The 24,083-nt window shown below is 43.8% G+C and carries 18 protein-coding genes and 1 riboswitch; of the genes, 4 read left to right on the forward strand and 14 right to left on the reverse strand.

The features are described 5' to 3' along the window. Positions 1 to 9: 9 nt before the first annotated feature. The 5 genes from addA to G475_RS0108260 all read right to left on the reverse strand — a co-directional run bounded on the left by addA (position 10) and on the right by G475_RS0108260 (position 12,510). Positions 10 to 3,675, reverse strand: a complete 3,666-nt coding sequence (gene addA, locus G475_RS0108235) for a helicase-exonuclease AddAB subunit AddA (RefSeq protein ID WP_026700868.1) — start codon at positions 3,673 to 3,675, stop codon at positions 10 to 12. Positions 3,676 to 3,678: 3 nt separating this feature from the next. Next, positions 3,679 to 7,170, reverse strand: a complete 3,492-nt coding sequence (gene addB, locus G475_RS0108240) for a helicase-exonuclease AddAB subunit AddB (protein WP_026700869.1) — start codon at positions 7,168 to 7,170, stop codon at positions 3,679 to 3,681. A gap of 283 nt (positions 7,171 to 7,453) precedes the next feature. Further along, on the reverse strand, positions 7,454 to 7,762 hold the full coding sequence (locus G475_RS0108245) for a hypothetical protein (protein WP_026700870.1): 309 nt from the start codon (positions 7,760 to 7,762) through the stop codon (positions 7,454 to 7,456). Positions 7,763 to 8,384: 622 nt separating this feature from the next. After that, positions 8,385 to 9,662 carry a 2-oxoglutarate dehydrogenase complex dihydrolipoyllysine-residue succinyltransferase gene (gene odhB, locus G475_RS0108255; protein ID WP_026700871.1) on the reverse strand — a complete coding sequence of 426 codons (1,278 nt, stop codon included), beginning with the start codon at positions 9,660 to 9,662 and terminating at the stop codon, positions 8,385 to 8,387. Positions 9,663 to 9,675: 13 nt separating this feature from the next. Beyond that, positions 9,676 to 12,510, reverse strand: coding sequence for a 2-oxoglutarate dehydrogenase E1 component (locus G475_RS0108260; RefSeq protein WP_026700872.1), 2,835 nt, complete (start codon positions 12,508 to 12,510; stop codon positions 9,676 to 9,678). 408 nt (positions 12,511 to 12,918) lie between these two features. On the opposite strand from G475_RS0108260, the gene G475_RS0108270 reads away from it, so the two are divergent. Beyond that, positions 12,919 to 13,716 carry an HAD family hydrolase gene (locus G475_RS0108270; RefSeq protein ID WP_026700874.1) on the forward strand — a complete coding sequence of 266 codons (798 nt, stop codon included), beginning with the start codon at positions 12,919 to 12,921 and terminating at the stop codon, positions 13,714 to 13,716. Between the two features lie 149 nt (positions 13,717 to 13,865). Then, the gene (locus G475_RS0108275; RefSeq protein ID WP_026700875.1) at positions 13,866 to 15,206 is read left to right on the forward strand and encodes a YjiH family protein; all 1,341 of its coding nucleotides are present in this window, start codon (positions 13,866 to 13,868) and stop codon (positions 15,204 to 15,206) included. Positions 15,207 to 15,256: 50 nt separating this feature from the next. Here G475_RS0108275 and G475_RS0108280 read toward each other — a convergent pair whose 3' ends face one another. The 6 genes from G475_RS0108280 to G475_RS0108305 all read right to left on the reverse strand — a co-directional run bounded on the left by G475_RS0108280 (position 15,257) and on the right by G475_RS0108305 (position 19,908). Then, a complete protein-coding gene (locus G475_RS0108280) occupies positions 15,257 to 15,568 on the reverse strand; it encodes a hypothetical protein (protein WP_156911654.1) in 312 nt (103 codons plus the stop codon). Between the two features lie 144 nt (positions 15,569 to 15,712). Continuing rightward, positions 15,713 to 16,405, reverse strand: coding sequence for a hypothetical protein (locus G475_RS0108285; RefSeq protein ID WP_026700877.1), 693 nt, complete (start codon positions 16,403 to 16,405; stop codon positions 15,713 to 15,715). A 408-nt stretch (positions 16,406 to 16,813) separates the two neighbouring features. Next, complete coding sequence (locus G475_RS0108290; protein WP_169728514.1) at positions 16,814 to 17,983, reverse strand: alpha/beta hydrolase; 1,170 nt, start codon at positions 17,981 to 17,983, stop codon at positions 16,814 to 16,816. A gap of 349 nt (positions 17,984 to 18,332) precedes the next feature. Next, positions 18,333 to 19,070 (reverse strand): oxygen-insensitive NADPH nitroreductase, encoded by a 738-nt coding sequence (gene nfsA, locus G475_RS0108295; RefSeq protein WP_026700879.1) that lies wholly within the window; start codon positions 19,068 to 19,070, stop codon positions 18,333 to 18,335. A gap of 120 nt (positions 19,071 to 19,190) precedes the next feature. Next, complete coding sequence (locus tag G475_RS0108300; RefSeq protein WP_051302331.1) at positions 19,191 to 19,586, reverse strand: type II toxin-antitoxin system PemK/MazF family toxin; 396 nt, start codon at positions 19,584 to 19,586, stop codon at positions 19,191 to 19,193. A gap of 49 nt (positions 19,587 to 19,635) precedes the next feature. Then, positions 19,636 to 19,908, reverse strand: coding sequence for a hypothetical protein (locus G475_RS0108305; protein ID WP_026700881.1), 273 nt, complete (start codon positions 19,906 to 19,908; stop codon positions 19,636 to 19,638). Positions 19,909 to 20,126: 218 nt separating this feature from the next. Further along, positions 20,127 to 20,318: riboswitch (Lysine riboswitch) on the forward strand. A gap of 150 nt (positions 20,319 to 20,468) precedes the next feature. Between G475_RS0108305 and dapA the strand changes: the two genes are divergently transcribed. Then, complete coding sequence (gene dapA, locus G475_RS0108315; protein ID WP_026700882.1) at positions 20,469 to 21,356, forward strand: 4-hydroxy-tetrahydrodipicolinate synthase; 888 nt, start codon at positions 20,469 to 20,471, stop codon at positions 21,354 to 21,356. An 83-nt stretch (positions 21,357 to 21,439) separates the two neighbouring features. Beyond that, a complete protein-coding gene (yidD, locus tag G475_RS0108320) occupies positions 21,440 to 21,679 on the forward strand; it encodes a membrane protein insertion efficiency factor YidD (RefSeq protein WP_026700883.1) in 240 nt (79 codons plus the stop codon). A gap of 7 nt (positions 21,680 to 21,686) precedes the next feature. Here the strand turns inward: yidD and G475_RS0108325 are convergent, their stop codons facing one another. The 3 genes from G475_RS0108325 to G475_RS0108335 form a co-directional block, all read right to left on the reverse strand. Beyond that, positions 21,687 to 22,631, reverse strand: coding sequence for a DMT family transporter (locus tag G475_RS0108325; protein WP_026700884.1), 945 nt, complete (start codon positions 22,629 to 22,631; stop codon positions 21,687 to 21,689). A 63-nt stretch (positions 22,632 to 22,694) separates the two neighbouring features. Continuing rightward, a complete protein-coding gene (locus tag G475_RS0108330) occupies positions 22,695 to 23,042 on the reverse strand; it encodes a hypothetical protein (RefSeq protein WP_156911655.1) in 348 nt (115 codons plus the stop codon). After that, positions 23,039 to 24,058 carry a hypothetical protein gene (locus G475_RS0108335; protein ID WP_156911656.1) on the reverse strand — a complete coding sequence of 340 codons (1,020 nt, stop codon included), beginning with the start codon at positions 24,056 to 24,058 and terminating at the stop codon, positions 23,039 to 23,041. The genes G475_RS0108330 and G475_RS0108335 overlap by 4 nt, the downstream gene beginning before the upstream one ends. Positions 24,059 to 24,083 lie beyond the last annotated feature (25 nt).

A 24,083-nucleotide genomic window follows, 5' to 3' on the forward strand; every position in this document is an offset into this window, starting at 1 on the left:
GGACCACTCCTAATTGATCATATCGATGCAGAATCTCCCATCGAATGCATAAATGTACGCTTCTTGTATCTCCCGATTCCATATCGAAGAGATGGCTTCCCGATAAAGATCAATCTGGGTCTGATACCTTTCTTTCATCATCGAAACCGCCTTCCCGCTGTCGTCAGGAAACCGCGATAGAAAAGCATCCGTTTTGTAATCGATCAGTACAAGCGAATGGTCTTTTTCTTGGAAAATACAGTCCACCGCTCCCTGAAGGATTACTATATCCTGTTCGGGATTATCCCGCTTACCGTAACTGAATGGGATTTCTCGATATACTTGAACTGCTTTTTTCATCCTCTCACCTACCGGTGATTGAAAAAAAGCAGCGACTTCAGCTGTATCAATCATTTCCGCCTGTTCCTCGGTTAACAGTTCTTTTTCCACCAGCTCGAAGGCAAAGGCTTCACAAACCGAGGCCGTTATTTTCTGATCCAAAGGCAGGTGTTCCATAAACGTATGAAGAGCGGTCCCTTTTTCTTCTGGCTTTGCCAAGGTTTCCTGCATAAAAAGAGGTCTTTGGGCATATTGGGAACGAAAAGAAGGCTGATAGACAGATTCGCTGTACTCATCCTGCAAGGTTCTTTTATATTCACTTACGGTCTGTTTGGATCGCGTTTGCACGGCCTGGTCATAAGGATACTGCCAGGACATCCGTTCGGAAATGTTATCAAACCTGCCGGAAGCAAGTTCTATTATATCTCTGTTTATCAACTCTTGTTCTGTCTGTTCATTATTCTCCGTTTCCTCTTCTTCTCCTTCTTTCAATTCGGCATGCTCTACCACCTGAATCTGCCAGGGAGCTGCATCTTCATGGACGCGTGGATGACCGGCTGCCTTATTCTCTGGATGCCAGGCCCTGGCTGCCTTATGACGAAAGACAGCCGGCCCCACCCAATCTAAAAATGATTTAGCCTTCCGGCGGTTCCATTCAGGAAGAACCCATTCCGTATGTTCATAAAATGACGCCCATTCCTCCAGTTTTTTCTCCGCCTTGCTTAACGTGCCTACCATAAATAATTTTTCCTTAGCCCTGGTCATAGCAACATATAAAATCCGCATTTCTTCTGCAATGCTTTCCTTGTGATTTCTGACTTTCAGTGCTAAATGAGGAATAGATTCTTTTACCACTCTGTGAGAAGGATCGATATATTTACTTCCCAGTCCCAGATCTTTATGCAACAGGACATGATGGTTGAGATCCTGAAAATTAAACATCTTGTTCATTCCGGCTAAAAATACAACGGGAAACTCCAGTCCTTTGCTTTTATGAATCGTCATTAACCGAATAACGTCTTCTTGTTCTCCAAGGGCCCGGGCGGTCCCTAAATCGTCTCCTCTTTCTTGGATTCTTTCCACGAATCGCAGGAAACGGAAAAGTCCGCGGAAGGACGTTTTTTCATAGGTGCGGGCCCGATCATATAAAGCCAGGAGATTGGCCTGCCGCTGTTTCCCTCCAGGAAGGCCTCCAGCGAAATCATAATATCCTGTTTCCTGCAGAAGATCCCATATAAACTCGGATAAAGCTTCACTACGGGCTCTTTCCCTCCATGCCTTTAATTTCCCGAAAAAATAGAAGGATTTTTCCTGCCAGCTGGCAGCGGCATCACTGATTGCGGCAGCTTTGAAGGCATCATAAAAGGAACCGTGCTTATCCATCGTTCGTATTGCTGCCAATTCTTCTTCATTCATCCCGACAATGGGAGAGCGCAATACCGCTGCCAGCGGAATATCCTGCCTGGGATTATCAATAACTTTTAATAAAGAGAGCATAATATTGATTTCGACTGCTTCAAAATACCCTCCGCTTAATTCTGCATATACCGGCAGTCCTTCTTTTTTACATTCCTCCATAAAAGTAGAGGCCCATGTCATGGAACGCATAAGAATGGTGATATCACGAAATGTAATCTGCCTCATTTGGTTTGTTTCTTTGTCCAGTACTTGATATTTGTCATGAATAAGTTGTTTTATTTTTTGTGCCGTCCATCTTGCTTCCAGCTGAGCCGTCTCCAGCTCGTCCATCTCTTCATTTTCGCCGGGGTCCCCGGCAAGAGGCGCCCCTTTATTAATAAGGATAAGCTCAGGTCCTTGTATGGTATCTGGATAGATATCACTGCCGGTTTTTAGTTCAGCAGTTTTATCATAGGTTATTTCTCCAGTAGAGTCGTCCATCAGCTGTCTAAAAATAAAATTGGCAGCCTGAATAATTTCTTTACGGCTTCTGAAATTCTTATCCAGATGGATCAGCCAGCCGGGAATTCCTTCTGTGCGATTGTATTTCCTGAATTTGTCTAAAAACAGTCCCGGATCTGCCAGGCGGAACCGGTAAACACTCTGTTTCACGTCTCCAACCAGAAACAAATTCTCTTTCCTTGAGATCGTCTGAAGTATGGCCTCCTGGGCATGGTTGGTGTCCTGGTATTCATCTACCATAATTTCTGCAAACCGGCGGCGGTATTCTGCAGCTGCTTCCGATCCTTCAGCGTTTAATATCGCAAGACAAAAATGTTCTAAATCGGAAAAGTCGACTACTCCCTTTTCCTCTTTGGCAGCCTGGTACCGCTTTGAAAATATTTCCACCGTCTCTGCTAAAACGCCGATAGAATCCGCCATGTCCCTGATATCCTGCAGCAGCAAGGACGGCTCTTGATGAAAGGCTTCGGTCTGCAGGGCAGTGATTTCCTTTTTAACCGTATCACGGAGATTTTTCACCCGTTCCTGCAGTGCTTCATCCACATGGTCTTTCTTTTTTATAGATTGCAGCTTACCGAATGTTAACGATTGGAACCGTTCATATAAACTGCCCCAATCCGGGGCCTCCTGTAAATACTGCAGAATCAATTGATCTTCTTCCATATTTTTCAAATACGGATGAGGACCATCAGGGTCAAGGCAAATAGAAGCTGCCTGCTCCACTTTCTGCAGGGCAGCCTTTATTCGTAATTTCGCATCTTTCCAGACTTCTTTCCCCCACTGGGTATTTTCCAGCGGCGAATCTGGAGCCAACTGATAGGCAGATGCCACTCTCTGCAGCCATTCCCCAGGGTCCGGATGCGATCTGGAAAACCGAAATAAACTGCGGAGTACCTGTCTCAATCCTTCGTCGCTGCGATCCCCGCTGAAACGTTCAGCTGCCTCCAGAAAATTATCGTTATTCTGCCTGCTGTATCTTTCTTCCAATACTTCTTCCAAAATTTCTTCCCGCATTAATTCCCCTTCTGTTTCATCTAAAATACGAAATTGAGGATCTATCTCTATTTTGTAATAATATTTTCGTATCACCGTCATACAGAAGGCATGCAGGGTGGAAATCTGAGCTCTGTTTACAAGGGAAAGCTGGCGCTGCAGGTGAAGGGAGCCGGGATGCTTATTAATCTCGCGTACCAAAGCGGCGGAGATCCTGTTTTTCATCTCAGCAGCTGCCGCTTTCGTGAAAGTCACCACCAGCAGTTGATCCACATCTATGTTACGGGAAGGGTCCGTAATGATATGAATGATCCGCTCGACCAGCACTGCGGTTTTCCCGCTTCCTGCTGCAGCGGAAACGAGCAGGTTGTTCCCTGAAACAGAAACCGCTTCCCATTGGGCCTCTGTCCAGCCTGAGTTCTTTGGTTTTTCCGGATGCTGCATGGATTAGTCTTCCTCCTTCCGGCTGGAGAACATGTCAGATAAAATCTCTTCCTTGTTCTTCGTTAATAAACGATATTCATTAGAATCAAACGATGGATCAAATTGACATACAGGCTTAAACGAACAATACGTACAGGCTGTTACTGCTCCGTTTTTAAACGGTCTGATATCCGTCGTTCCCTGCATGATTTTTTCCCCGTCTTTCTGCAATTTCTCCCGAATAAAATGACGCATCGACTCAAACTGGTGATTGGGAAGAACAGACGAGCTGGCGTAAAACGAACCGTCTTTTTTAATAGCGGCCGGCACAATATTTGAATGTCCCGTAGTCAGACCGGCATCCATTAACCGTACGGGCTCCTCTTCTGCCATCAATAAACCTTTCATTTTAAATCGTTTGAAAAATTCATGTTCCATTTCTGCTGCATCCATCTGCTGGTTTGCCTGAATAAATGGATTATGCACATGAAAATACAGAACCCCTGCCGGCTTCACTTCTTTTCCAATCCATTCCTCCGAAAACGACAGGACTACATCTAAATAGACAAGCATTTGCAGAGCGAGTCCAAAATAAACCTCAGAAATGCGGATATCTTTCATACTCGATTTGTAGTCAATAATACGGACAAATACTCCTTCTGATCCTTCGGCTCCATCGACGCGATCAATGCGGCCGGCCACTTCCATGGTGGTTCCGTCAGCCAGTGTGAACTGTAAAGGAGGAAGCGTTTCTCCGGGACCAAATCCCAGTTCCAGTCCCATTGGTGTAAAACCAGCTGCTCCGGCTTGTTTTCTCAGCATTTCAGAAGCACGAACGACAGTGTCCTCCAGCTTTTGTTGGAGATAGCGGTAACGGCTGCTGCTTAATAAGATCTGCCTTTGAATGGTAGGAACTATCCGCCCGACTGATTGTTTAGCATAAGAGCTGCATTCTTCCGGAGAAAGAGAGGACCATTGTCTGCCCTGCTTCTGAATTTGCTCGGTCATGTCTTTCAGGGCACCATGAAACAGCTGGCCGATATCCGGTGCCTCCAGTTTATATATATCTCTTTCCTTCAGGCGGAGACCATAAGAAGCAAATTGAGCAAAGGCACAGGATTCAAACTGTTCTATTCTTGATACACTGGCTTTTAATGTGGGTCCATATAATTGCCGCGAAAGTTCTGAAGAAATGGGAGCCGGCTTGTTTTTATAAAACAAACTGTTCAGCAGCAGGTTTAAAGAAACAGTCTGCTTGTTCAGGACATACCAATTATAAACCTCCCACCACATTGGAGCTACCGGGTAGCCCTGCTTCCAGCGCTGGAGCTGATAGATTAAGAAAGAAAGGGTCTTCCGGTGCCCTCCAATAAATGCTTCCTGCTCTCTTTCTGAGTATTCCTGAGGTTCATTAAACAATAGTTTTTCTTGTATGGAAGGAAACACTTCTTGCAATTGATTAATAACAATGGAAGGCTGCAGGCTTCCTCCTTCTTCATCTGCCAATGGATAACTGACATAGAGTTTTTCTTTTGGAAGCGTCATAGCCCTGTAAATAAGAAATTGTTCATTTACTAAACGGGTTCCGGCATCATCTGCCAATTCTATTCCCTGTTGATAGAACCAGTTTCTGTCTTCATCATCAAGAATGCCGTCCTCTTCAAAGGAGGCCGGGAGTATCCCTTCATTCACCCCCAGTATAAATGCCACGCGGATATTGTCCAGCCGCGAACGTTCCATATCGGCCGCGGTAACCTGATCCACAGCTGGGGGAACGATGGAAAAACTCATGGAACTTAAGCCGGTTTCCACAATGTGATAAAAATGTTCGAACGAGACCGATTCGCTGCCTGCCATTTCAACCATCTGCTCCAGCAGCTCGACAACAGCCCCCCATACTTGTTCATGCTCCCGCGCTTTGGATAGATCATTCCGATCTAACGCTTCATCCCGTATCCTTTCAATTTTTTGTGGAATGTTCAGCTCTTCCAGGAATTCAAAAAGAACAACGCTGTATTCTTTGATCGTGAAAGCTTTCTTCATGCGTTTTTCCAAATGCAGCAGCGGACCGGCCAGTTTGGTCCGTGTTTGATTCAGCTGTCTTTCCGTTTCTGCATCTTCTACCTGTTTCTTATCCGTTTCTGTCTCCGAACGACTTTTCGAGTAGGACCAATCTTCTTTTTGTTTCCAATGTTTTTCCGTCACGCCAAATCCGAGCACGTAATTCTCTAACCGGTCTACCTCTTCTTTCGCTTCTTCCCAGTTTTCGGATAAAGAAAAAAACATATCCGTTTTCCATGCGCGGAACAACGGCTCATATCTCCACCGCTCTGTCAAAGCTTCCAGCGCAGATCTGATGCACTCTACTACTGGATGGTTTAACATGGGTCGTTTCTGGTCCATAAACAAAGGGATATCATAATCAAGAAAAACCGTATGCAGCATCTCCCGATAATCATCCATATTACGTGATACCACGGCAATATCTTTGTAACGGTACCCCTGCCGGACCAGCTCATTCATCTGCCGCGCCACTGCTTCGATTTCTGTTCTTCTGTTAACCGCTGCGTTGATTTGTATATCCTGCCCGGGCTCCCCCTCAAGAACAGGACGTTTTTCAAAATGTTGTTCTAAATGAAGCAATGCACTGCTTTCGTATTTTTTACTTTCCTGAAATAGTACAATCTCCTCTGTACCTTGGGCTGTACTGCTGCTGTAGGTTTTCAATTTTCTATAGGTGCACGCCGGCTGATAAAATAAATCCAGCATGGAAGGCGGCTCCTCCTGATAAGGTTGGTCCAGAGTAAGGGCAACCGTCAGCTGTTCTGCTCTTTCCATCAACATCTCAAGGATATGGAGTTCCTGGGGCGTAAAGGCGTGAAAGCCATCCACATAAACATCCGCTTGTAAAAGAAATGCAGAATCCGGTATTTTTTCAGATAACAGCCGCAAATAATCTTCAGCACCGGCATAACGATCCGCCAACACGTCTTCCATTCTGTCCCATATTATTATCAGGTCATGCAGCTTATCATGCAGTACGTGTTCCTGTCCCGATTTTTCCTCTTTTTCATCCAACTGCTCCCTTTGCTGCTTGATCTGTTCGATAGTTACCGCCTGTCGTTTACATTCAGTAATCAGACGCTGGATCTGTTCGATAAATCCTGTTTTGGAAGATGCTTTATTGTACAAACGAAAGGCGTCTTTGTTTTCTTCTATAATTTTACGGAGCAGCATCTGAATTCCATTTTGCTGCAAATATGTTTTTGTCATACCGCCCGTTTCCTGTAAGACTTTCCAGGCCATTCTGGAAAAGCTTAATACTTGGGCCCGGGTTAGTCCACTGCCTGTTCTTTTCACAAGATCCTGTTCTGCCTGAAACGTCATTTGATCTGGAACCAGATAAATAATTGGCCTGGTATCTGCTGGATCTGCTTGTAATTTACGGGCGATTTCTTTTCGTATGGTATTTGTTTTTCCGGTTCCGGTTCTGCCGAGAAAAAATCTGATCCCCATTTTATTCCTCCCCATGGTTGAGGTCCTCATTTGGTTACAAATCATATGTTCGCCTTTTATTCATTTTATACAAAAACCTTGGAAAGTTAAAGTCTTGACTATGAGGAAACTCATGGCTGCCGGGTTCAGGCCGCTTCCTAAAGCTCCAAACTCTGCTGAAAAATAAAAAGATTGTTAATCCAACAAATGGCTAACAATCTTTTCCATGGAGGACTCATACGAGCCGACCCTCCTTAAAATTATTCTTTTTTATCTGATTTAAATTCCCTTATTTTCAGAAAATTTAAACGGCTGATTTTTTGCCGAAATGCTTAATACCGCTGCAGCTAAGGTGTTGAAATGGCCCAAACCCACTAATACGAAGGCTGAGTTGTCTTTTTATTCGAAGATGACGGTGCACGTAGATAGTTATACCGTTATGGAAAACCGCCTCAAACTCCCCTTCATTTTCTGGAACATCAAAGGATAACATGACATCGACCGGACCCCGCTGTTTATTCTGATTTAATGGATAGAAGGGATTTAAAGTGACCACTCCGCCATTTTTGTTAATCCATGCTGTAGTTCTTCTGTCCATATTGATGTTAGTCATATTTACTGGAACCCCCTTAATAAATATTCACTTTTATCAAGTGCATACCGATTATACCATAAAGATATAGTTACTTATCAATAGATATAACGAGAAATTTATATTTATTTTTATTTTATTTATATTCATGCTTTTATATGGACGTTCATTAAATTATATGACGATTTTTGACGATTTATTCTTTTCAAAATGAATAAGAAAAACGGAGTGTGGAATATTCGTCCAGCTCCGTCCCTGTAAAAGAAGTTTAGATGCTTCCGCTGCAGGGGGAACGGATCGGACAGGGACCTTTCCGGATATTTTTTCCGCTATCCGGGCGCTGGACTATTTTTTTATGCTCAAAAGGAGAAATAACGGAGCAGAGGTCCGAACCTCCCTTCAAAAACGGAATAAATGTCCTCCCCTGAACGAAAAGATGACGCTCAGCCCGTTTTTACGTCACCGGCTCCAGCGAAGATATTTCGTAGAGAAAGGCCCGCTCCTTCAGAACGATTTAACCTGGGTGGGGCTTCCCGTTAAGCCCTTTTAACATAGGTGCGCTTTGATAACGCGGCCGTTGCAAACGAGAGGTGTTGTGCCCTGATAGTTAAAAAAAGGCTGCCCGTTTGGACAGCCTTTTGTTTTACCCTTCTAAAAGCAGGGATTCCGGATCTTCGAGCAGTTCTTTTATTTTGACAAGAAAGCTTACCGCCTCTTTTCCGTCCACGATGCGGTGGTCATAAGAAAGAGCGATATACATCATCGGACGGTTTTCCATGTTTTCCTGATTGACAGCTACCGGACGCCATTGAATTTTATGCATTCCCAGAATACCTACCTGCGGTCCGTTTAGAATCGGTGTGGAAAGAAGCGAACCAAAAACACCGCCGTTGGTAATAGTAAAGGAACCGCCCTGGAGGTCTTTCAAGGTTAATTTATTGTCCCGTGCTTTTAACGACAAATCAATGACTTCCTGTTCTAATTCCGCAAAAGATTTTCTGTCGGCATCACGAACAACAGGAACCACAAGACCATCGTCGGTCGATACGGCCATGCCGATATCATAAAATTGCTTTTGAATAATTTCATTGCCATCGATTTCTGCATTCAGCAGCGGGAAGTGTTTGAGTGCAGCGATAACAGCTTTGGTGAAAAAGGACATAAATCCTAACCGTACATCATGCTGCTCTTGAAATGTCTCTTTCCAGCGCTTGCGGACATCCATGACAGCAGTCATATCAATTTCGTTGAACGTTGTCAGCATAGCTGATGTCTGCTGAACATCAACAAGCCGGTTGGCGATCGTCTGACGGCGTCTGGACATCTTAATCCGCTCAACCGGTTTTCCTTCAAATTCATCCTTTGGAGCCGGAGCACTTTCTTTTTTAGCTTCTTTGCCTTGAGACGAAGCAGCAGCTTTATTTTTTTCGTAATCTTCCACGTCTTCTTTTCTCACTCGACCCATTGGATCTTTCGTTGGAACCTGCGTAAGGTCAAGTCCCTTCTCCCGGGCAAGTTTCCGCGCTGAAGGAGAAGCAACAGGCCGGCCCTCTGAAGTCTCTTCGGAGTCAGATGTCTGCGATTCAGAGGCTTCCTCGGATGTCTTCGGAGCGGTTTCCTGTTTATCTTCTGCCGCACTCTCTTGTTGTTTTTCTTCTGATGAGGCTCCGTCTCCGGCGGCTTGTCCGTTTTCGTCTATATGACCGATAACATCTCCTACTTCCACGGTGTCACCGGCTTCTTTTGATAAATCCTGAATGACACCGGAATGTTCGGATGTGATCTCTACATTAATTTTATCTGTTTCGAGTTCCGCAATATTTTCGCCTTTTTCCACTGCATCACCCGGCTGTTTCAGCCATTCCGCAATGGTCCCTTCGGTAATAGATTCCGCAAGCTCTGGTACTTTGATTTCCGCCATGAATGAGTCCTCCTTATTCTTTTCCTGTCAATGCATTGTTTAAGATACGGCTCTGTTCCTTTTTGTGCGCTTTTGGATCCCCTTCTGATGGACTGGAACGCCGTTTTCTTCCAATATACTCTGTCTTCACTTTTTCCGGCGCGATGCTGCGCAGCAGCGGCTGGATATAACTCCATGCCCCCATATTTTTAGGTTCTTCCTGGACCCACTTAAACTCATTAACATTAGGATAATCTTTTATTATAGTTTGGATCTCCTCCCCTGGAAACGGATATAATTCCTCTACCCGTATAATGTGAAGCCAATCCGGTACATTTTCTTCATCAAGTGCTTCATGTAAATCTACAGCAACTTTGCCGGAAGCAAAAATGAAGCGTGTGACGTTCTCTTTATTGAAACCGGTTAAGGGTTCTTCCAAGACGGCATGAAAATGGTCGTTTGTTAATTCGTCTGGAGAGGATGCCACATTTTGGTTCCGCAGTAGACTTTTCGGAGTCATTAATACGAGCGGACGCATTTCTTCTGTCCCTAAAGTTGCCGCCTGTCTGCGCAAAAGATGGAAATACTGGGCAGAGCTAGTCAGGTTGGCCACATTCCAGTTATTCTCCGCTGCGAGGGTTAAGAAACGTTCCAGTCGCGCGCTGGAATGCTCCGGCCCCTGTCCTTCATAAGCATGAGGAAGCAGGAAGACAATCCCTGATTTCTGTCCCCATTTGGCACGCCCGGCTGAAACAAACTGATCAAAGATAACCTGGGCCGCATTGGCAAAATCACCAAACTGGGCTTCCCATAATACAAGAGTTGTCGGTTCATGAACATTATATCCGTATTCGAATCCAACAATGGAAGCTTCCGATAACGGACTGTTATAAATAGCAAAAGAAGCCTGCGCACTTGATAATGTGTGAAGCGGAGAATAAATATCCCCGTTCTGGTAATCATGGAGGACTAGATGACGGTGGGCAAATGTTCCTCTTTGAGTATCCTGCCCGGTTAGACGAACTGGCGTTCCTTCTGAAATAACCGTTGCGTAGGCAAGTGTTTCGGCGTGGGCCCAGTCTATTTTTCCACCCTCTTCAAGCGCACCTTCTCTTCGTTCCAGAATCTTTTTTAGTTTAGGAAATACACTGAAACCTTCCGGCCACGTAATTAACTCCTGGTTAATCTGTTTTAACCGGCCGGCATCAAAGGAGGTGTCGACGACAGGAAGTCTTCTTTCCACTTCTTCCGGAATTTCTTCTTCCGCCGGTTCTTCCTTATCAATATCAGCCACTTTTTCATACTGGGAGGACAATAGTTGATCTGCATTTTCTTTCATTTCCGAAGCTTCGTCTTCACTCAGTACATTGTCTTTCACCAGTTCATTGGCATATACTTCCCTGACCCTGGAGTGTTGTTTAATAACATCATACATATAAGGCTGAGTAGCTACCGGTTCATCCATTTCGTTATGCCCAAACCTGCGGTACCCAATCAAATCAATCAAGAAGTCCTTACTAAAACGAGTGCGGTATTCATAGGCAAGTTTGACCGCTGCCATACAGGCATCCGGATCATCCGCATTCACATGAACAATCGGGATTTCATAACCTTTTGCGGGATCGCTGGCATAAGTAGTGGATCTGGAATCATGGGTGTCGGTCGTAAAACCAAGCTGATTATTGGCAATAACATGCAGCGTTCCGCCGGTTTGATACCCTTTCAGCCGGCTCATATTCAGGGTTTCCGTTACAATGCCTTCGCCGGGAAATGCTGCATCCCCATGAATAAGAACGGCAACCGCTTTCGATGTATCCTGCTGCGGAAATCCCGCATTCGAACTGTCATCTTGTGCTGCTCTCGCATATCCTTCGACTACGGGGTTCACATACTCAAGATGGCTCGGGTTGTTTGCAAGGGTAATACGAGAGTCAAACGATTCGTGTTCTACTTTTTTATGAGCGCCAAGGTGATATTTTACGTCTCCTGTCCAGCCATAGTTAATCCCGATGGACCCTTCCGAAGGAACCAGGTCTTTGTTTGGAGCATGTTGAAATTCAGAGAAAATCAGATCGTATGGTTTGCCCAGTACATGGGCCAATACACTCAGTCGTCCGCGGTGGGCCATGCCGATCATGACATGGCGCGCCCCGTCCTGAATAGCATCCTGGGAGAAATCATCCAGCATTGGGACAAGGGTATCGACCCCTTCAATCGAAAATCGTTTCTGTCCTACAAATGTTTTATGGACAAACTGTTCAAAACTTTCCACATCCGTTAGACTCTGCAGTGCTTTTTTCCGTTTTTCATCCGACAGCGAACGATAAATATGCCCGGTCTCCACTTGTTTGTTCAACCATTGATGTTCTTCCACATCATGAACGTGATCAAACTCAAAAGCAATGGAGCGGGTATACATTTCCTTTAAATGATTAATTGCTTCGAAACCGTCTTTAATATCATCAGGCGCATCCGGACAAATCATTTCTACAGGAAGCTGTCTCAAATCTTCTTCCGTCAATCCGTATTCGTCAATCTTTAAAAACGAAGTTTCTCCTCCCGGCTCTTGCAAGGGATTAACGTCGGCAGACAGATGGCCGTGAATTCTAATATTATCTGTCAGCTTCACGGCAGCTGCCACTTTTTTAGCCATGTCCATCTCGCCTGAAGCACTAGGGAGTGGAGCTGCAGCGCCATTCGTATGCGTTTTTCCGATTTCCGGCGCCCCGTATTGGTCAAACCACTCCCGCGTTTCTTCATCCAAAGTTTCCGGATTATTTTTGTATTCTTCATAAAGGTCCATTAAATAGCCAAGGTTTGGACCAAAAAATTCCTGCCATGGTTCTTGCTTGGCTGTGTTTTTGCTCATCTGGCTATACCTCCAAATGGTAAGTGATAGTTGGATTTTGGAAAAAATATGTAATTCCCCGAAGACATCGTATGCAATTTACGCTATTTTTCCACTCACCCCTCTCACCATTTACACCTGATTTTTGACAATTTGTTTACGTTCCATTGTATTTTAACATGAGGATACATGCTTCTCAAAAGCTCCGCACATAAATATAACACGTAATCCAGATACATATAAATATGTAGAAACCAGGTATAAAAATAGTTTAAAAAATTTTTGGGGTCTTCTGGATGCTGAAATGAAATACTAATGTTATTGTACAACAATTCCACCATAATAAAAGTGTAAGTTTAAAATTCTTTAATGCTTCCTGACCTATAGAGAGGTATAATAACGGGGAGAAAATGAGAAAGGAGAAAAAGTATGATTAAGGCTCTAATGTTTGATCTTGACGATACCCTTCTGTGGGACAAAAAAAGTGTCAAAGAAGCGTTAAGGGCAGTATGCCTGGAAGCGGAACAAGCGGCTGGTATCCCGGCGGAATCCTTTGAAAATACTGTACGGAAAACAGCTGCTGCGTTATATCAGAACTATGAATCTTACCCATTCACAAAAAAAATCGGGATTAATCCCTTTGAAGGCCTATGGGGAACATTTCCGGATAAAATCAACGTTGGTTTCCAAACTATGCATCAAGAAATGCCTGCTTATCAAGAACAGACCTGGATACAAGCACTGCGAGAACACGGGGTGGAAAATAAAGACCTGGGAAAACAGCTGGCCGTTCGTTTCCCTTATCACCGGAAAAAGCTTCCTTTTATTTATCCCGAGACGTTTGAGGTTTTATCCGAGTTGAAAGATGACTATCAGCTGCTGCTTTTAACAAACGGGGCTCCGTCGCTGCAGAATACAAAACTTGACATGACCCCGCAGCTTGTCCCGTACTTTGACTACATAGTAATATCCGGGGCTTTTGGGTTTGGAAAACCAGATCCGTCCATCTTTTACCATGCATTAAAGCTGTTGGATATCGATGCCTCGGAGGCAGTGATGATCGGGGACAATTTGTTTACAGATATAGACGGGGCAAACCGGTCCGGTGTTTCAAGTATTTGGCTTAATCGGGAGGGGAAAGAAGCTGCGGCTGATATTTCCTTTCACCAGGAAATTTCTAATTTAAATGAGCTGCGAAATGGTCTAAATAGTATTGTTTCCTCATAATTATTTGAAAATAATTTATTTTATTGTTTCCTGCTTTTATCTATTTTATAATTAGCTTTGAAAATTTATACAAAGAATTATGTATTTATGCGTTTAGCATTGGGTTTGTATAATTTTTTGAAAGTAAATTTATCGAACGAGGTGGGACAATGAATGATCAATTAAACAACTCTGAGGAACGCTCCATTCCCCGTTTTCTTTTGTTTTCCTTTATCGGAATATTCCTGTTTATGATTCCGATACAAGTGGACGGAGAAATTACGATTCCGGTAGCTGTCCTGGCAAATACGCTTGAAGGATTGGCCGGTCCTATTCTCCCTGGCGCTGCCGCGCTGTTTATGGGTGTTGCCGTAGCTGGTTCGTTTCGTGCCAGAAGCCGACCGCCCTCTTCTGATCTGCTTCAATCCTTGTTTGAAGTGAATACAGCCTGGCTGATTATTCGTATCCTGGGATTCATTTTTTCCATCCTGGTCTTGTTTAACATAGGACCGGAATGGCTTATCTCCGGTGCAACCGGAGGGTTATTGCTGGAGTCTCTCATCCCTTTGTTGATCACGGTATTTTTATTTGCAGGGCTGTTTCTTCCCTTTTTATTGAACTTTGGATTGCTGGAATTCTGCGGGGCTGTATTTTCCCCCATCATGCGTCCTCTTTTCACTCTTCCGGGACGATCTTCCATTGATTGTGCTGCCTCCTGGCTCGGAGACGGTACAATAGGGGTTTTATTAACCAATCAGCAGTATGAGCAGGGGTATTATTCCAAACGAGAGGCTGCCGTGATTGGGACTACTTTTTCCGTGGTGTCGATTACTTTCAGCATTGTTATTCTATCGGATTTGGGACTGACATCATACATTCTTCCTTATTACGGGACCATTGTAGCTGCCGGTTTTATAGCTGCTCTGATTATTCCAAGAATACCGCCATTATTATGGAAAAAAGATGAGTATTATGAATCCTCTGCCAAAGAAGTTGAACGATCCCGTCCGTCTTCCATGAATGTTTTTCAATGGGGGCTGCAGGAAGCATCTAAAAAAGCTGTCCGGCACGACGTTCTTTCTGTCCTGCGTGGAGGCTTGAAAAACGTTCTCGATATGTGGGTTGGAGTGATTCCGGTGGTGATGGCATTGGGGACCATCGCCGTCGTAATTGCTGAACATACGCCGTTTTTCGCACTCATTGGAACTCCTTTTGTCCCGCTGCTACAACTGCTGCAGGTACCTGAGGCAGTAGAAGCTTCTCAGACGATGCTGGTTGGCTTTGCTGATATGCTGCTGCCTTCCATCTTAGGCGGAGATATTGAAAGTGAACTGACCCGTTTCGTGATAGCGGCTTTATCTGTCACCCAGCTCATTTATATGTCCGAAGTTGGAGGATTGCTGCTTGCTTCGAAGCTCCCGATCAAATTTTCAGATCTGGTCCTTATCTTTTTGGAACGAACTATTATTACACTGCCTGTTATTATAGGCTGTGCTCATCTTATATTTTAAAACCCGGTCTTTCCCGGGTATAAAAAACCGGGTGGCCTTCACCCGGTTTTTTACGCCTCTGTCCGTTTTTTCCCGTACCATTCATCCAGTACTTTTGCATCGAGCACCTTATTTTCAATAAATGTGATTTGGGAGCTTTGGAATTCCTCCCGCCAATCCACTTCCAATTCTTCAGCAAGTCTTATCGTCGTAAGCAGCTCCTGCCAGGCTACATATCGTTTGTACCAGAAAAATTGGGGCTGTTCGTTCATATACGGGTAAAGGTCATCAAATTCTGTGTGTTTACAGTCAATGGTCCGCTCAAACTGTTCTTTGGCTTCCTGGATTTTCTCTATAAAGAAAGCGGGCATTTCTTTCTTCATCTCTCTCCCTCCAGACATATAATAACCGCTGTTTTTATTTTCCCACAGGGGACCCCATACGAAAAGTATTTTGTATCCATATTTTCCGTCCAATGCGCGAAAAAAAGGCAGCGCCTGGATGTCTCCAGCGTCCTGCCTTTTTTATCAGCCGATTTCTCCCATTCTTTTCTCCAAACGGGTGACTTTATAATCTTCCGCATGCTTTTTCTCTAAAGATTTCACCAGCTTTTTCACTTGCTTTTTAGTGCAGTCAGGGGCCAGCAATTCTTTATTAATCAAGTATTTGATAAGAAAATCGAATCGGCCGCTTTCATATTTTTTCTTGTCCTCTGCTTTTTCTAAATATTTGCAGACAGCGTCTTCCAATGTATCTGCATTATTTACAAAATCCCCGTAGCGTTCCAGATAGAAACGGTAATTGTTTTCACTCAATTTATTTAACAGGGCTGTCAAAAACCGTTCTTCGTTTCCTTTCAGCTGAAAGCCTTTTTTCTCTAATAGACGAATAAAAATGGATAAATCCGAATGATAAAAATCAAGGGCAAGGCGGATTTCACTAGTGACATGCAGCGAAAAAGAAAACTTCTCTTCAGAGCGGGCAAGCAATCTATTATGAAGAGCCCGGGCCACATCAGGATTTAATAAAAAGGAAGGATGAATGGTGTGCAAATATTTTTCAATTTCTTGATGCAGTAAATGGTTGGTTTCCTCTTCTCTTTTCATTTTTCTTATAGATTCCTGACGTTCCTTTTCTGCATATTCTTCTATTCGCTGCGCTGTTCCTTCAGCCCAGAGTACTCTTTTTTGGTCCAGCTTTTGTTTCATTGCCTTCAACATTTGAAAGCCTCCCTCCACTTCTTTTTTTCTACTCCCGCCACAGCGGTCATGAAACCGTTCTGTCGATTTCCAATGAGTAGTGTATCACATGATAATTAAAAAGAAAATAGAGTAATTAAAAGTTTTTGCATTTATTTTCGATGTATATGGGTCTCTTTCCATCTGAAAACGTTTCAGGCTTATATATGGACTGTAATGCTTAATATTTGTGTTATAATCACACCCTGTTCCTTTGTTAAACCAACATCAGGAAGATTGCTGCCTAAGAACCGTCTGATGCATTTACCTTTGAGAACCTTCCTCGCCTTTCATTAAAAAGAATTTGGGACAAAACCATCAAAAGATGAAAAAACCCCGAACGATTCTTGGGAAGCTCGTTCGGGGTTTTTGGATCCCCATAAACTCTTTCTATTTCATCATTCTATTAAATGTGCTTTTGCCGACCAGAAATGCCCCTATCGCAAATGCTTCCGCTTCCTCTTTGAAACGGGAAAAACCTGACGGGCCGTTTTGGATGGTTACGTTGTACTCTTTTTTTGCTTTCACTGACGTCGTGTCTGCTTCTTGTAAAAATTCCGCGGAATTCTGCAGTGCGCTGTTTCCACTGGTCATTATTTCAAAGAAAGAGACAAAACCATGCATGACCCCCTTATACCGCACTGTTTCCACCGGAGTGCCTGCTTCGTGAAGTTTTTCCCCGTATAATTCTCCTTCGTCGCGCAGCGGATCGTATTCCGCCGTAATAATCAACGCCGGAGGTAAATCGCTTAGATCTCGGGCGTTCAACGGAGACGTGTAAGGGTTCTGCCACATGCTCTGCTCCGGGGTATAGGCTTCCCTTGCCTTTAACATGACCTGACGGGATAGTAAATAATAGCCGCTGTCATACATTGTTCGTGACTCAAAGTTAGTATCCTTAAACGTAGTAAGCGGATAAAACAGCAGTTGAGCGAATAATTCCGGGCCGTTTTGATCTCTCGATTTTAAGGCAGTAACAGCCGCAAGATTTCCTCCGGCACTATCACCGGCTACCGCGATTTTTTCCGGATTCCCTCCAAATTTTTCAACATGATGGAAGGCCCATTCCAACGCTTTATAACTGTCTTCTACCGCAGCAGGAAAAACATACTCCGGAGCTACCCGGTAGCCTGGGCTGACTACAACGGCTCCAGTCTTTGCCGCAAGGGATCGAATAACATTATCATGGGACTCCAGGTTTCCGTATCCTTCCAGAAAAGCTCCTCCGTGATAATACATAATAACCGGGGCATTTTCGACATTGGAATACCTGTAAATCCGGACAGGAATGTCGTTATTTTTTCCAACATCTATCGTTGTGTCCGTTCTTTTCATTGTTACTTTTTTATCTTTAGCAGCATCCGGCGATAAAAACTCCGGAGCCTTTATATCTGTATCGAGTGTCACTAAATTATTGTTGATGGCATGCAGCACCACCGCTGTTTTAGATGGAAGTTCTCCGTGTGCTGTCTGCGACCAGTTTTCAATGGACCACACTGTAATAAGACTAAATAGTAACGAGGCAATAACGATAAACTTTATTACCTTTTTCCACATCATTGGTTCCTCCCCTTTGCCCGCCAGTGCCTCTATATCTCCATTATAACAGAATTTTTGATAATTTATTTAAAATAACTCATATTTTTTCATATTTTCACACAATTAGAAGAGAGGTCTCCACTCTAAAATGGATTTATCCATACTTTTCCGGAGGGAATTGGATTTTCCCCTCTGTAGGCACAGGACGTGTGCGGTTTTAGGAGATGTCCCTCTCTCTGAGCCGAATCCCCTGTTAACTAAGCGGTCCCTACGCCAAGCGGGGTATTTGACGAAGAGCAGCTGGATGGATAAAAAAATCCCGAACGACTTTTCCATGTATCGTTCGGAACTTTTATTTTAGGGGGTGAAGTTATTTCATAAATCCTTTTTGTGGGACGAATTTGTTTAAATACAGACGTTTGCTTTTTGCCAGGGCAGAAGAAACCTGACTGGTCCACGTTATCTCTTTTTTTGTATTGGCCCGGCTGCGATAGTAGTTGAAAATAGTTTGATCATACGCTCTGAGCTGGGCATGTTTAATTTCATTGTATTCATTCTCATGGAAAATGACGGTTTGAGGTAATCTTGGTTTCTGTTCCTGATAGGAGTCCGGCCATCCGACCGCCATACCGAATAATGGAAGCACATTGTCCGGTGTCTGCAGAAGAGAACTTACGGCTTCCAGGTTATTTCGGAGGCCGCCGATATAACATATTCCAAGACCCATGGATTCCGCGGCGATAGCTGCATTTTGGGCTGCCAGGGCAGCGTCAATCACCGCCACCATAAAACCTTCCGTGCTCTCCACGGAAGCAGAAATATCCTGCTCATGGACGGAGGCCGCCGTTAGATGCCGTGACAAATCTGCGCAAAATACAAAGAAATAACCATTTTCCGAGACATACGTCTGTCCTCCGGCTAATGCAGCAAGCCTGTCCTTTTTTTCTTGACTGGTGACCCCGATAATAGAATAAGCCTGCAAAAAACTTGAGGTCGAAGCCGACTGTGCGGCACGGATTATTTCATTAATATTTGATTCAGGAATCGGATCATTTTTAAAATTACGTACGGAACGGTGGTTAAGAATGGTTTCTATTGCAGGATTCACTCGCGCTCACTTCCTTTGCCTCGATTGTATAAAATATTGTACCAAAATAAGCATGCCTTCCAAAAACAGAAGGCATGCTCTGTGTTAAATATGTATGACTGATTCATGAAGCTGTCCTATTTATAATTCTTCCACCCCGAGACTAATAGCCAGCCCCTTTTTCACCCGTTCCATCGTATCATCATCCAGGTGTGTAATCTTGTCGGTTAACCGCTGTTTGTCGATGGTTCGGATCTGTTCAAGCAGAATAACACTGTCGCGGTCAAACCGGTGTTTGTCCGCATCGATTTCCACGTGGGTTGGCAGTTTTGCTTTCTTTATCTGAGCTGTAATGGCGGCCACAATGACGGTTGGACTAAACCTGTTGCCGATGTCATTTTGTATAATCAGCACAGGTCTCACACCGCCTTGTTCCGACCCAACCACCGGTGAAAGATCAGCAAAAAAAACGTCTCCACGCTTTACAACTTTTTTGGTTTGGTGATGATTATGACTCGTATCGCTCAAATCATCCATTCACCTCCTTCACCGGTCCCAATAACAGGATATGCCGAACAGGAGAGCTTTATTCATATGTTGGAGAATGAATTAATCTTTCTCCTTCCCTTAAAGCTTCCTCTTCTGCATCTTCAAATTCCTTACATAGCTGCATATTAATTTGAGCCATTTCTAAATAACCTTGTTTCATTTGATTATGAAAATCAGATGTTTTTCTTTGATCAATCTGCTCTTGTAACACTTCACGAAATAGAGAATCCTTCTCTTCTTCCGTTAGGTGCTCAATTTCAGAATATAAGTCTTCTGGAAGTTCTAGTGCAATCTGCTGAAATTGAGACATTTCCAGACAGCCCCCCATGCATGGTTTATTCCCAATCACCATTATAAAGGAAAAAGCTCTTAAAATAAAATGGATTTTAAAAAAAATTAATGACAGAGGTCATATATTCTGCACTCCCGCCTAATTTTTACGAGAAATAGGAAAAATAAATTGCATTCCGGGCTGTCCTTTGATAAAGTTATACGTAACAACAATTATATATCCTGCTTCTATTTAGAAGTGAGGTTAGAGGTGCAGTGACCATTAGTAGGCAGTAGGAGGAGCATGAGATCCTTTGAATACTGCGGAAAGGGGAAACTGCCGAAGCAGAAAGCTTCTCATAAGCTTGAAGCTGGTTTCGTATTGAACAAATGCGAAACTGTCATATAACGTTATCGCGATGTGACGTTATATGGAGGGCTATCTCACGCATAAACGGTTCTGTTTATAACTGAAACGTTCATGCAGCAATGGGAACCCTCCCATTGCTGCTTTTTGTGCGCGAAAGCATGTTGCAAAAACAGGCCCTCATCCATCTGTTATAACATTTTTTTAATCTAATGCGGAGGGTGATGGAAATAATGAACGTGGGAAGAATAAGCACAGCGATGGTAACTCCTTTTGATGAACAGGAGGAAGTCGATTACAGTGCCGTCACAAAATTAGTGAATCATCTTATTTCAAATGGCTCAGACAGTCTTGTCGTTGCTGGCACAACGGGAGAATCGCCGACGTTGTCTGTGGAAGAAAAAGTAACTCTGTTTGAACATGTCGTAAAGACGGCCAACGGGAGAGTCCCTGTTATTGCCGGAACCGGCAGCAATAACACGAAGGCCTCTATCGACCTTACTAAAAAAGCAGAACAGGCTGGTGTAGATGCAGTTATGCTTGTTACGCCATATTACAGTAAACCTTCTCAGGAAGGCATGTATCTTCATTTTAAAAAAATTGCAGAATCCACCCGTTTACCTGTGATGCTGTATAATATTCCCGGCCGCAGCGCTGCCGGTTTAAATCCGGAAACCATTGTAGAGCTTTCGTTCGTTGAAAATATTACGGCCGTTAAAGAAGCTAGCGGAGACTTGGACGCCATTGCCTATATTATCGAGAACACCCCCGAAGATTTTCACCTCTACAGTGGAGATGATACATTGACGCTCCCTATTATGGCTGTCGGGGGGACCGGAGTCGTTTCTGTCGCCTCTCATGTTCTTGGGAATGAAATGCAGGAGATGGTGCAAAGCTTTGTCCACGGACATCCGCAATATGCTTCCAAGCGTCACCGGGAACTTCTCCCAACTATGAAAACATTTACGATCGCTCCAAGTCCTGCTCCGATTAAAGCGGCATTGGAGCTTCAGGGTATTATCTCTGCAGATGTACGGCTTCCAATGATTCGACTGAACGAGGAAGAAATGAGTCTACTGCGCTCTACTCTGCAACCTAAAACTACATTCTTTGTAAGTTAAATAAAAAGCTGCGGGTCCTTCCCATTGGACCGCAGCTTTTTTCTGTTATGGAGACAATGAAGCATTATAAGGAGACGATTGGAATGAAAAAATTGCTGCTGCTTATCATACGAGGATACCGCACATTTATTTCGCCCTTCACTCCTCCGTCCTGCCGGTTTTACCCAACCTGCTCCCAGTACGGAAAAGAAGCGATTGAAACACATGGTCCCTGGAAAGGCCTGTGGCTGACAGTAAAAAGAATCAGCAAATGTCATCCTCTGCATCCTGGAGGGGTGGATCCGGTGCCCCCGCCAAAAAATAAAGAGCACGGTCCGTCGTGACTTTCTGTTACCGGGTTCTTTTCAAAGATGGCCGGTTTCTTTGTCTTTGCAGCCATTTATACTCAATATACCCCGTTCCGCAGAGGACCCCGATGACGATAAAAACAAAACCAGCTAATTGGCCCGGATAAACCGTTTCGTTTAAAAAATAAGCAGAACTCACCATACCAAAGAAGGGGACAAGATTATTAAACACGGCGGTTTCTCCTGCTCCGATTTTTTGAATAGAACTGTTAAATATTTGATGACCAAGTGCAGTAGCGAGTACCGCAGAACCTATAAATATCCACCATACGTAAGCCGGTGCAGAAAACGCTGATAATATACCGTTTGGTTCCAGAATCAGGCTTATTATCACCAGGCCCGCCGCCCCGCTGATAAACATGTATCCGGTTAGTTCCCGGGGCCCTATAGAACTTGTCGCTTTCTTTATATATACAAAGCTTACGGCTTGTGCGAGCATAGCTAAAAATACAAAGAAGTCCCCGCTGGAAAATCCGCTGACTTCAGCATCTGCCCCTGCCGCCGTAATCAAAAAAACCCCGGCTAACCCTGAAAACACACCTAAAAGCCGCAGTTTCGTGACAGGATCTCCCAGCAGAATCATCGCCAGAAGAGAGGTAGTTAACGGGACAAGTGCCATAATCAGGGAAGTATTTACTGCTGTTGCAGTAGTTAGCCCAATAGCAAGAAAAAGATGGTGCAGAATGACGCCAAACAACGAGGCGACGGCAATATGTTTCCATTCGTGGAAGGAAAATCGGCGCCATTCCTTTTTTATGCCTATAATGGCCATCAGGACAAGTCCAGCTGTAAAAATCCGAAGGGCCTGCATGCTTGCTGGTTCGATATATTCTACGAGGATCTTCAATCCAACGACATTTAATCCCCAGAACATCATAACGGCAATGACTAATAAATAATTCAACCATAACGCTGAAGAATGTTTCATATTACCCCTTCTATCTGCCTGATTATGTTATTACCCGGTACTAAGTCTGGTTTCCAAGCTTTATCATAGGGAAAGCCAGTGTATGATGCTTAAGACAATCGTCATCACTATAGTTAAGGAACCAATGAAAACAGCATTTTTTTGAATAACCTTCCATGGAGATACTTTCATAAGGTTGGATGCCATCAAGACAGATCCGGAAAAGGGAGAAATCTGTACGGCAATCATCCATGCGGTTAATAACAGAAGGCCCATAAAAGGCGGGTGAACCCCAAACTGTTCAGGGTTTAAAGAGCTTCCCAGTCCCAGTACGATAATAACCGGGTGTATTCCGACAAAGGCAAGAAGCATAGCTGTTCCTATTAATAATAAAATCAAAATCGGTATAATACCGTGTGACCCCTTCATCATAACAACAGAAAGCCATTCGCCGGCCTGGCTGGAGAAAGAGCTTCTCCAAAAAAGCCGGCAGTTATAAATATTCCGATCTCATTATACAACCGGTCAAAGGAAGATAAGACGTGTTGTACTCCTCCCTGAACATAGGTTTGGAATAAACCGGTACACCCAGCCCATAAGAGTGGGTATAAAAGAGCGGTAATAGACACCGAAGTCAGCATGTTAATGGGTAGAGACAGTTCTAAGAGAAAAGAAAGCAGAAGCAGAATTATAATATAAGCTAATAGCCTGTGTAAAGAATGTTTGATGGCTGCCCGACTCTGAAGAACCGGCTGCTTATTTGAAATCCATTCTTCCCTGGAAAATCGGGTGAAACGAAAAAAGCACCATACAATAATGGTATATATGACTGCCAGCAAAAGCCCGTATCCGCCAATTTGACTCCAGGAAAGATCATATAATATGAGAATCAGCCCAACATTAACAAAATAAGGAGACCACAGCATGCAAAAACCAAATCCTCTTAAAAGCGTCAGGCCGAATGTCTTATTTTCAAAGGTTGAAAAACTTTCATATCCAATATTATAAACCAGAGGCATGGAACCAAGATTTAATATGGAGCCCATCGACGCCGTTAACAGATACCCTGTTCGATAGGGATGAGAAGGCCGATTTTTCTCTCTTTCTAAAAAAAACGTTTGGAGGGCTTGTAAATAACCTGCTTCTGACATCAGTATTCCGAGGAATGGAATCAACAAAAACAGACCAATTAAATTGAGATTTTCTCCAAAACTCTGCAGTACATTGGAGAAGGAGGTATTGTAGTATAAAAAAAGACTGCTTCCAATCAGGAGAAGAAGCCCCACTACGATACGATTTAATGTACGCATTCTAAAAAGGGAGAAAAACAATAACAGAGCTGCAATTCCCCTGTAGGCCGTCTCCATCCACAGCGGAGAATAAAATACACTGATCAAGTACAGGAACACAGCACTAAAGGCTAGGACTCCTAAATATGTATGTTTCACGTGTTTCCCTTCTTTCCGCCAGCCT

The organism is Salibacterium aidingense DSM 18341, from assembly GCF_000429685.1.
In the GTDB taxonomy this organism is placed as follows: domain Bacteria; phylum Bacillota; class Bacilli; order Bacillales; family Marinococcaceae; genus Salibacterium; species Salibacterium aidingense.

Coding starts and splice junctions, on each gene's coding strand:
- G475_RS0108245 (WP_026700870.1), bottom strand. CDS start 7,762: ATGACTAACATCAATATGGACAGAAGAACTACAGCATGGATTAACAAA.
- yidD (WP_026700883.1), top strand. CDS start 21,440: ATGAAAAAATTGCTGCTGCTTATCATACGAGGATACCGCACATTTATT.
- G475_RS0108260 (WP_026700872.1), bottom strand. CDS start 12,510: ATGAGCAAAAACACAGCCAAGCAAGAACCATGGCAGGAATTTTTTGGT.
- G475_RS0108285 (WP_026700877.1), bottom strand. CDS start 16,405: ATGTTGAAGGCAATGAAACAAAAGCTGGACCAAAAAAGAGTACTCTGG.
- dapA (WP_026700882.1), top strand. CDS start 20,469: ATGAACGTGGGAAGAATAAGCACAGCGATGGTAACTCCTTTTGATGAA.
- G475_RS0108300 (WP_051302331.1), bottom strand. CDS start 19,586: ATGGATGATTTGAGCGATACGAGTCATAATCATCACCAAACCAAAAAA.
- G475_RS0108325 (WP_026700884.1), bottom strand. CDS start 22,631: ATGAAACATTCTTCAGCGTTATGGTTGAATTATTTATTAGTCATTGCC.
- G475_RS0108275 (WP_026700875.1), top strand. CDS start 13,866: ATGAATGATCAATTAAACAACTCTGAGGAACGCTCCATTCCCCGTTTT.
- G475_RS0108330 (WP_156911655.1), bottom strand. CDS start 23,042: ATGATGAAGGGGTCACACGGTATTATACCGATTTTGATTTTATTATTA.
- addA (WP_026700868.1), bottom strand. CDS start 3,675: ATGCAGCATCCGGAAAAACCAAAGAACTCAGGCTGGACAGAGGCCCAA.
- G475_RS0108290 (WP_169728514.1), bottom strand. CDS start 17,983: ATGATGTGGAAAAAGGTAATAAAGTTTATCGTTATTGCCTCGTTACTA.
- addB (WP_026700869.1), bottom strand. CDS start 7,170: ATGGGGATCAGATTTTTTCTCGGCAGAACCGGAACCGGAAAAACAAAT.
- odhB (WP_026700871.1), bottom strand. CDS start 9,662: ATGGCGGAAATCAAAGTACCAGAGCTTGCGGAATCTATTACCGAAGGG.
- G475_RS0108280 (WP_156911654.1), bottom strand. CDS start 15,568: ATGAAGAAAGAAATGCCCGCTTTCTTTATAGAGAAAATCCAGGAAGCC.
- G475_RS0108270 (WP_026700874.1), top strand. CDS start 12,919: ATGATTAAGGCTCTAATGTTTGATCTTGACGATACCCTTCTGTGGGAC.
- G475_RS0108305 (WP_026700881.1), bottom strand. CDS start 19,908: ATGTCTCAATTTCAGCAGATTGCACTAGAACTTCCAGAAGACTTATAT.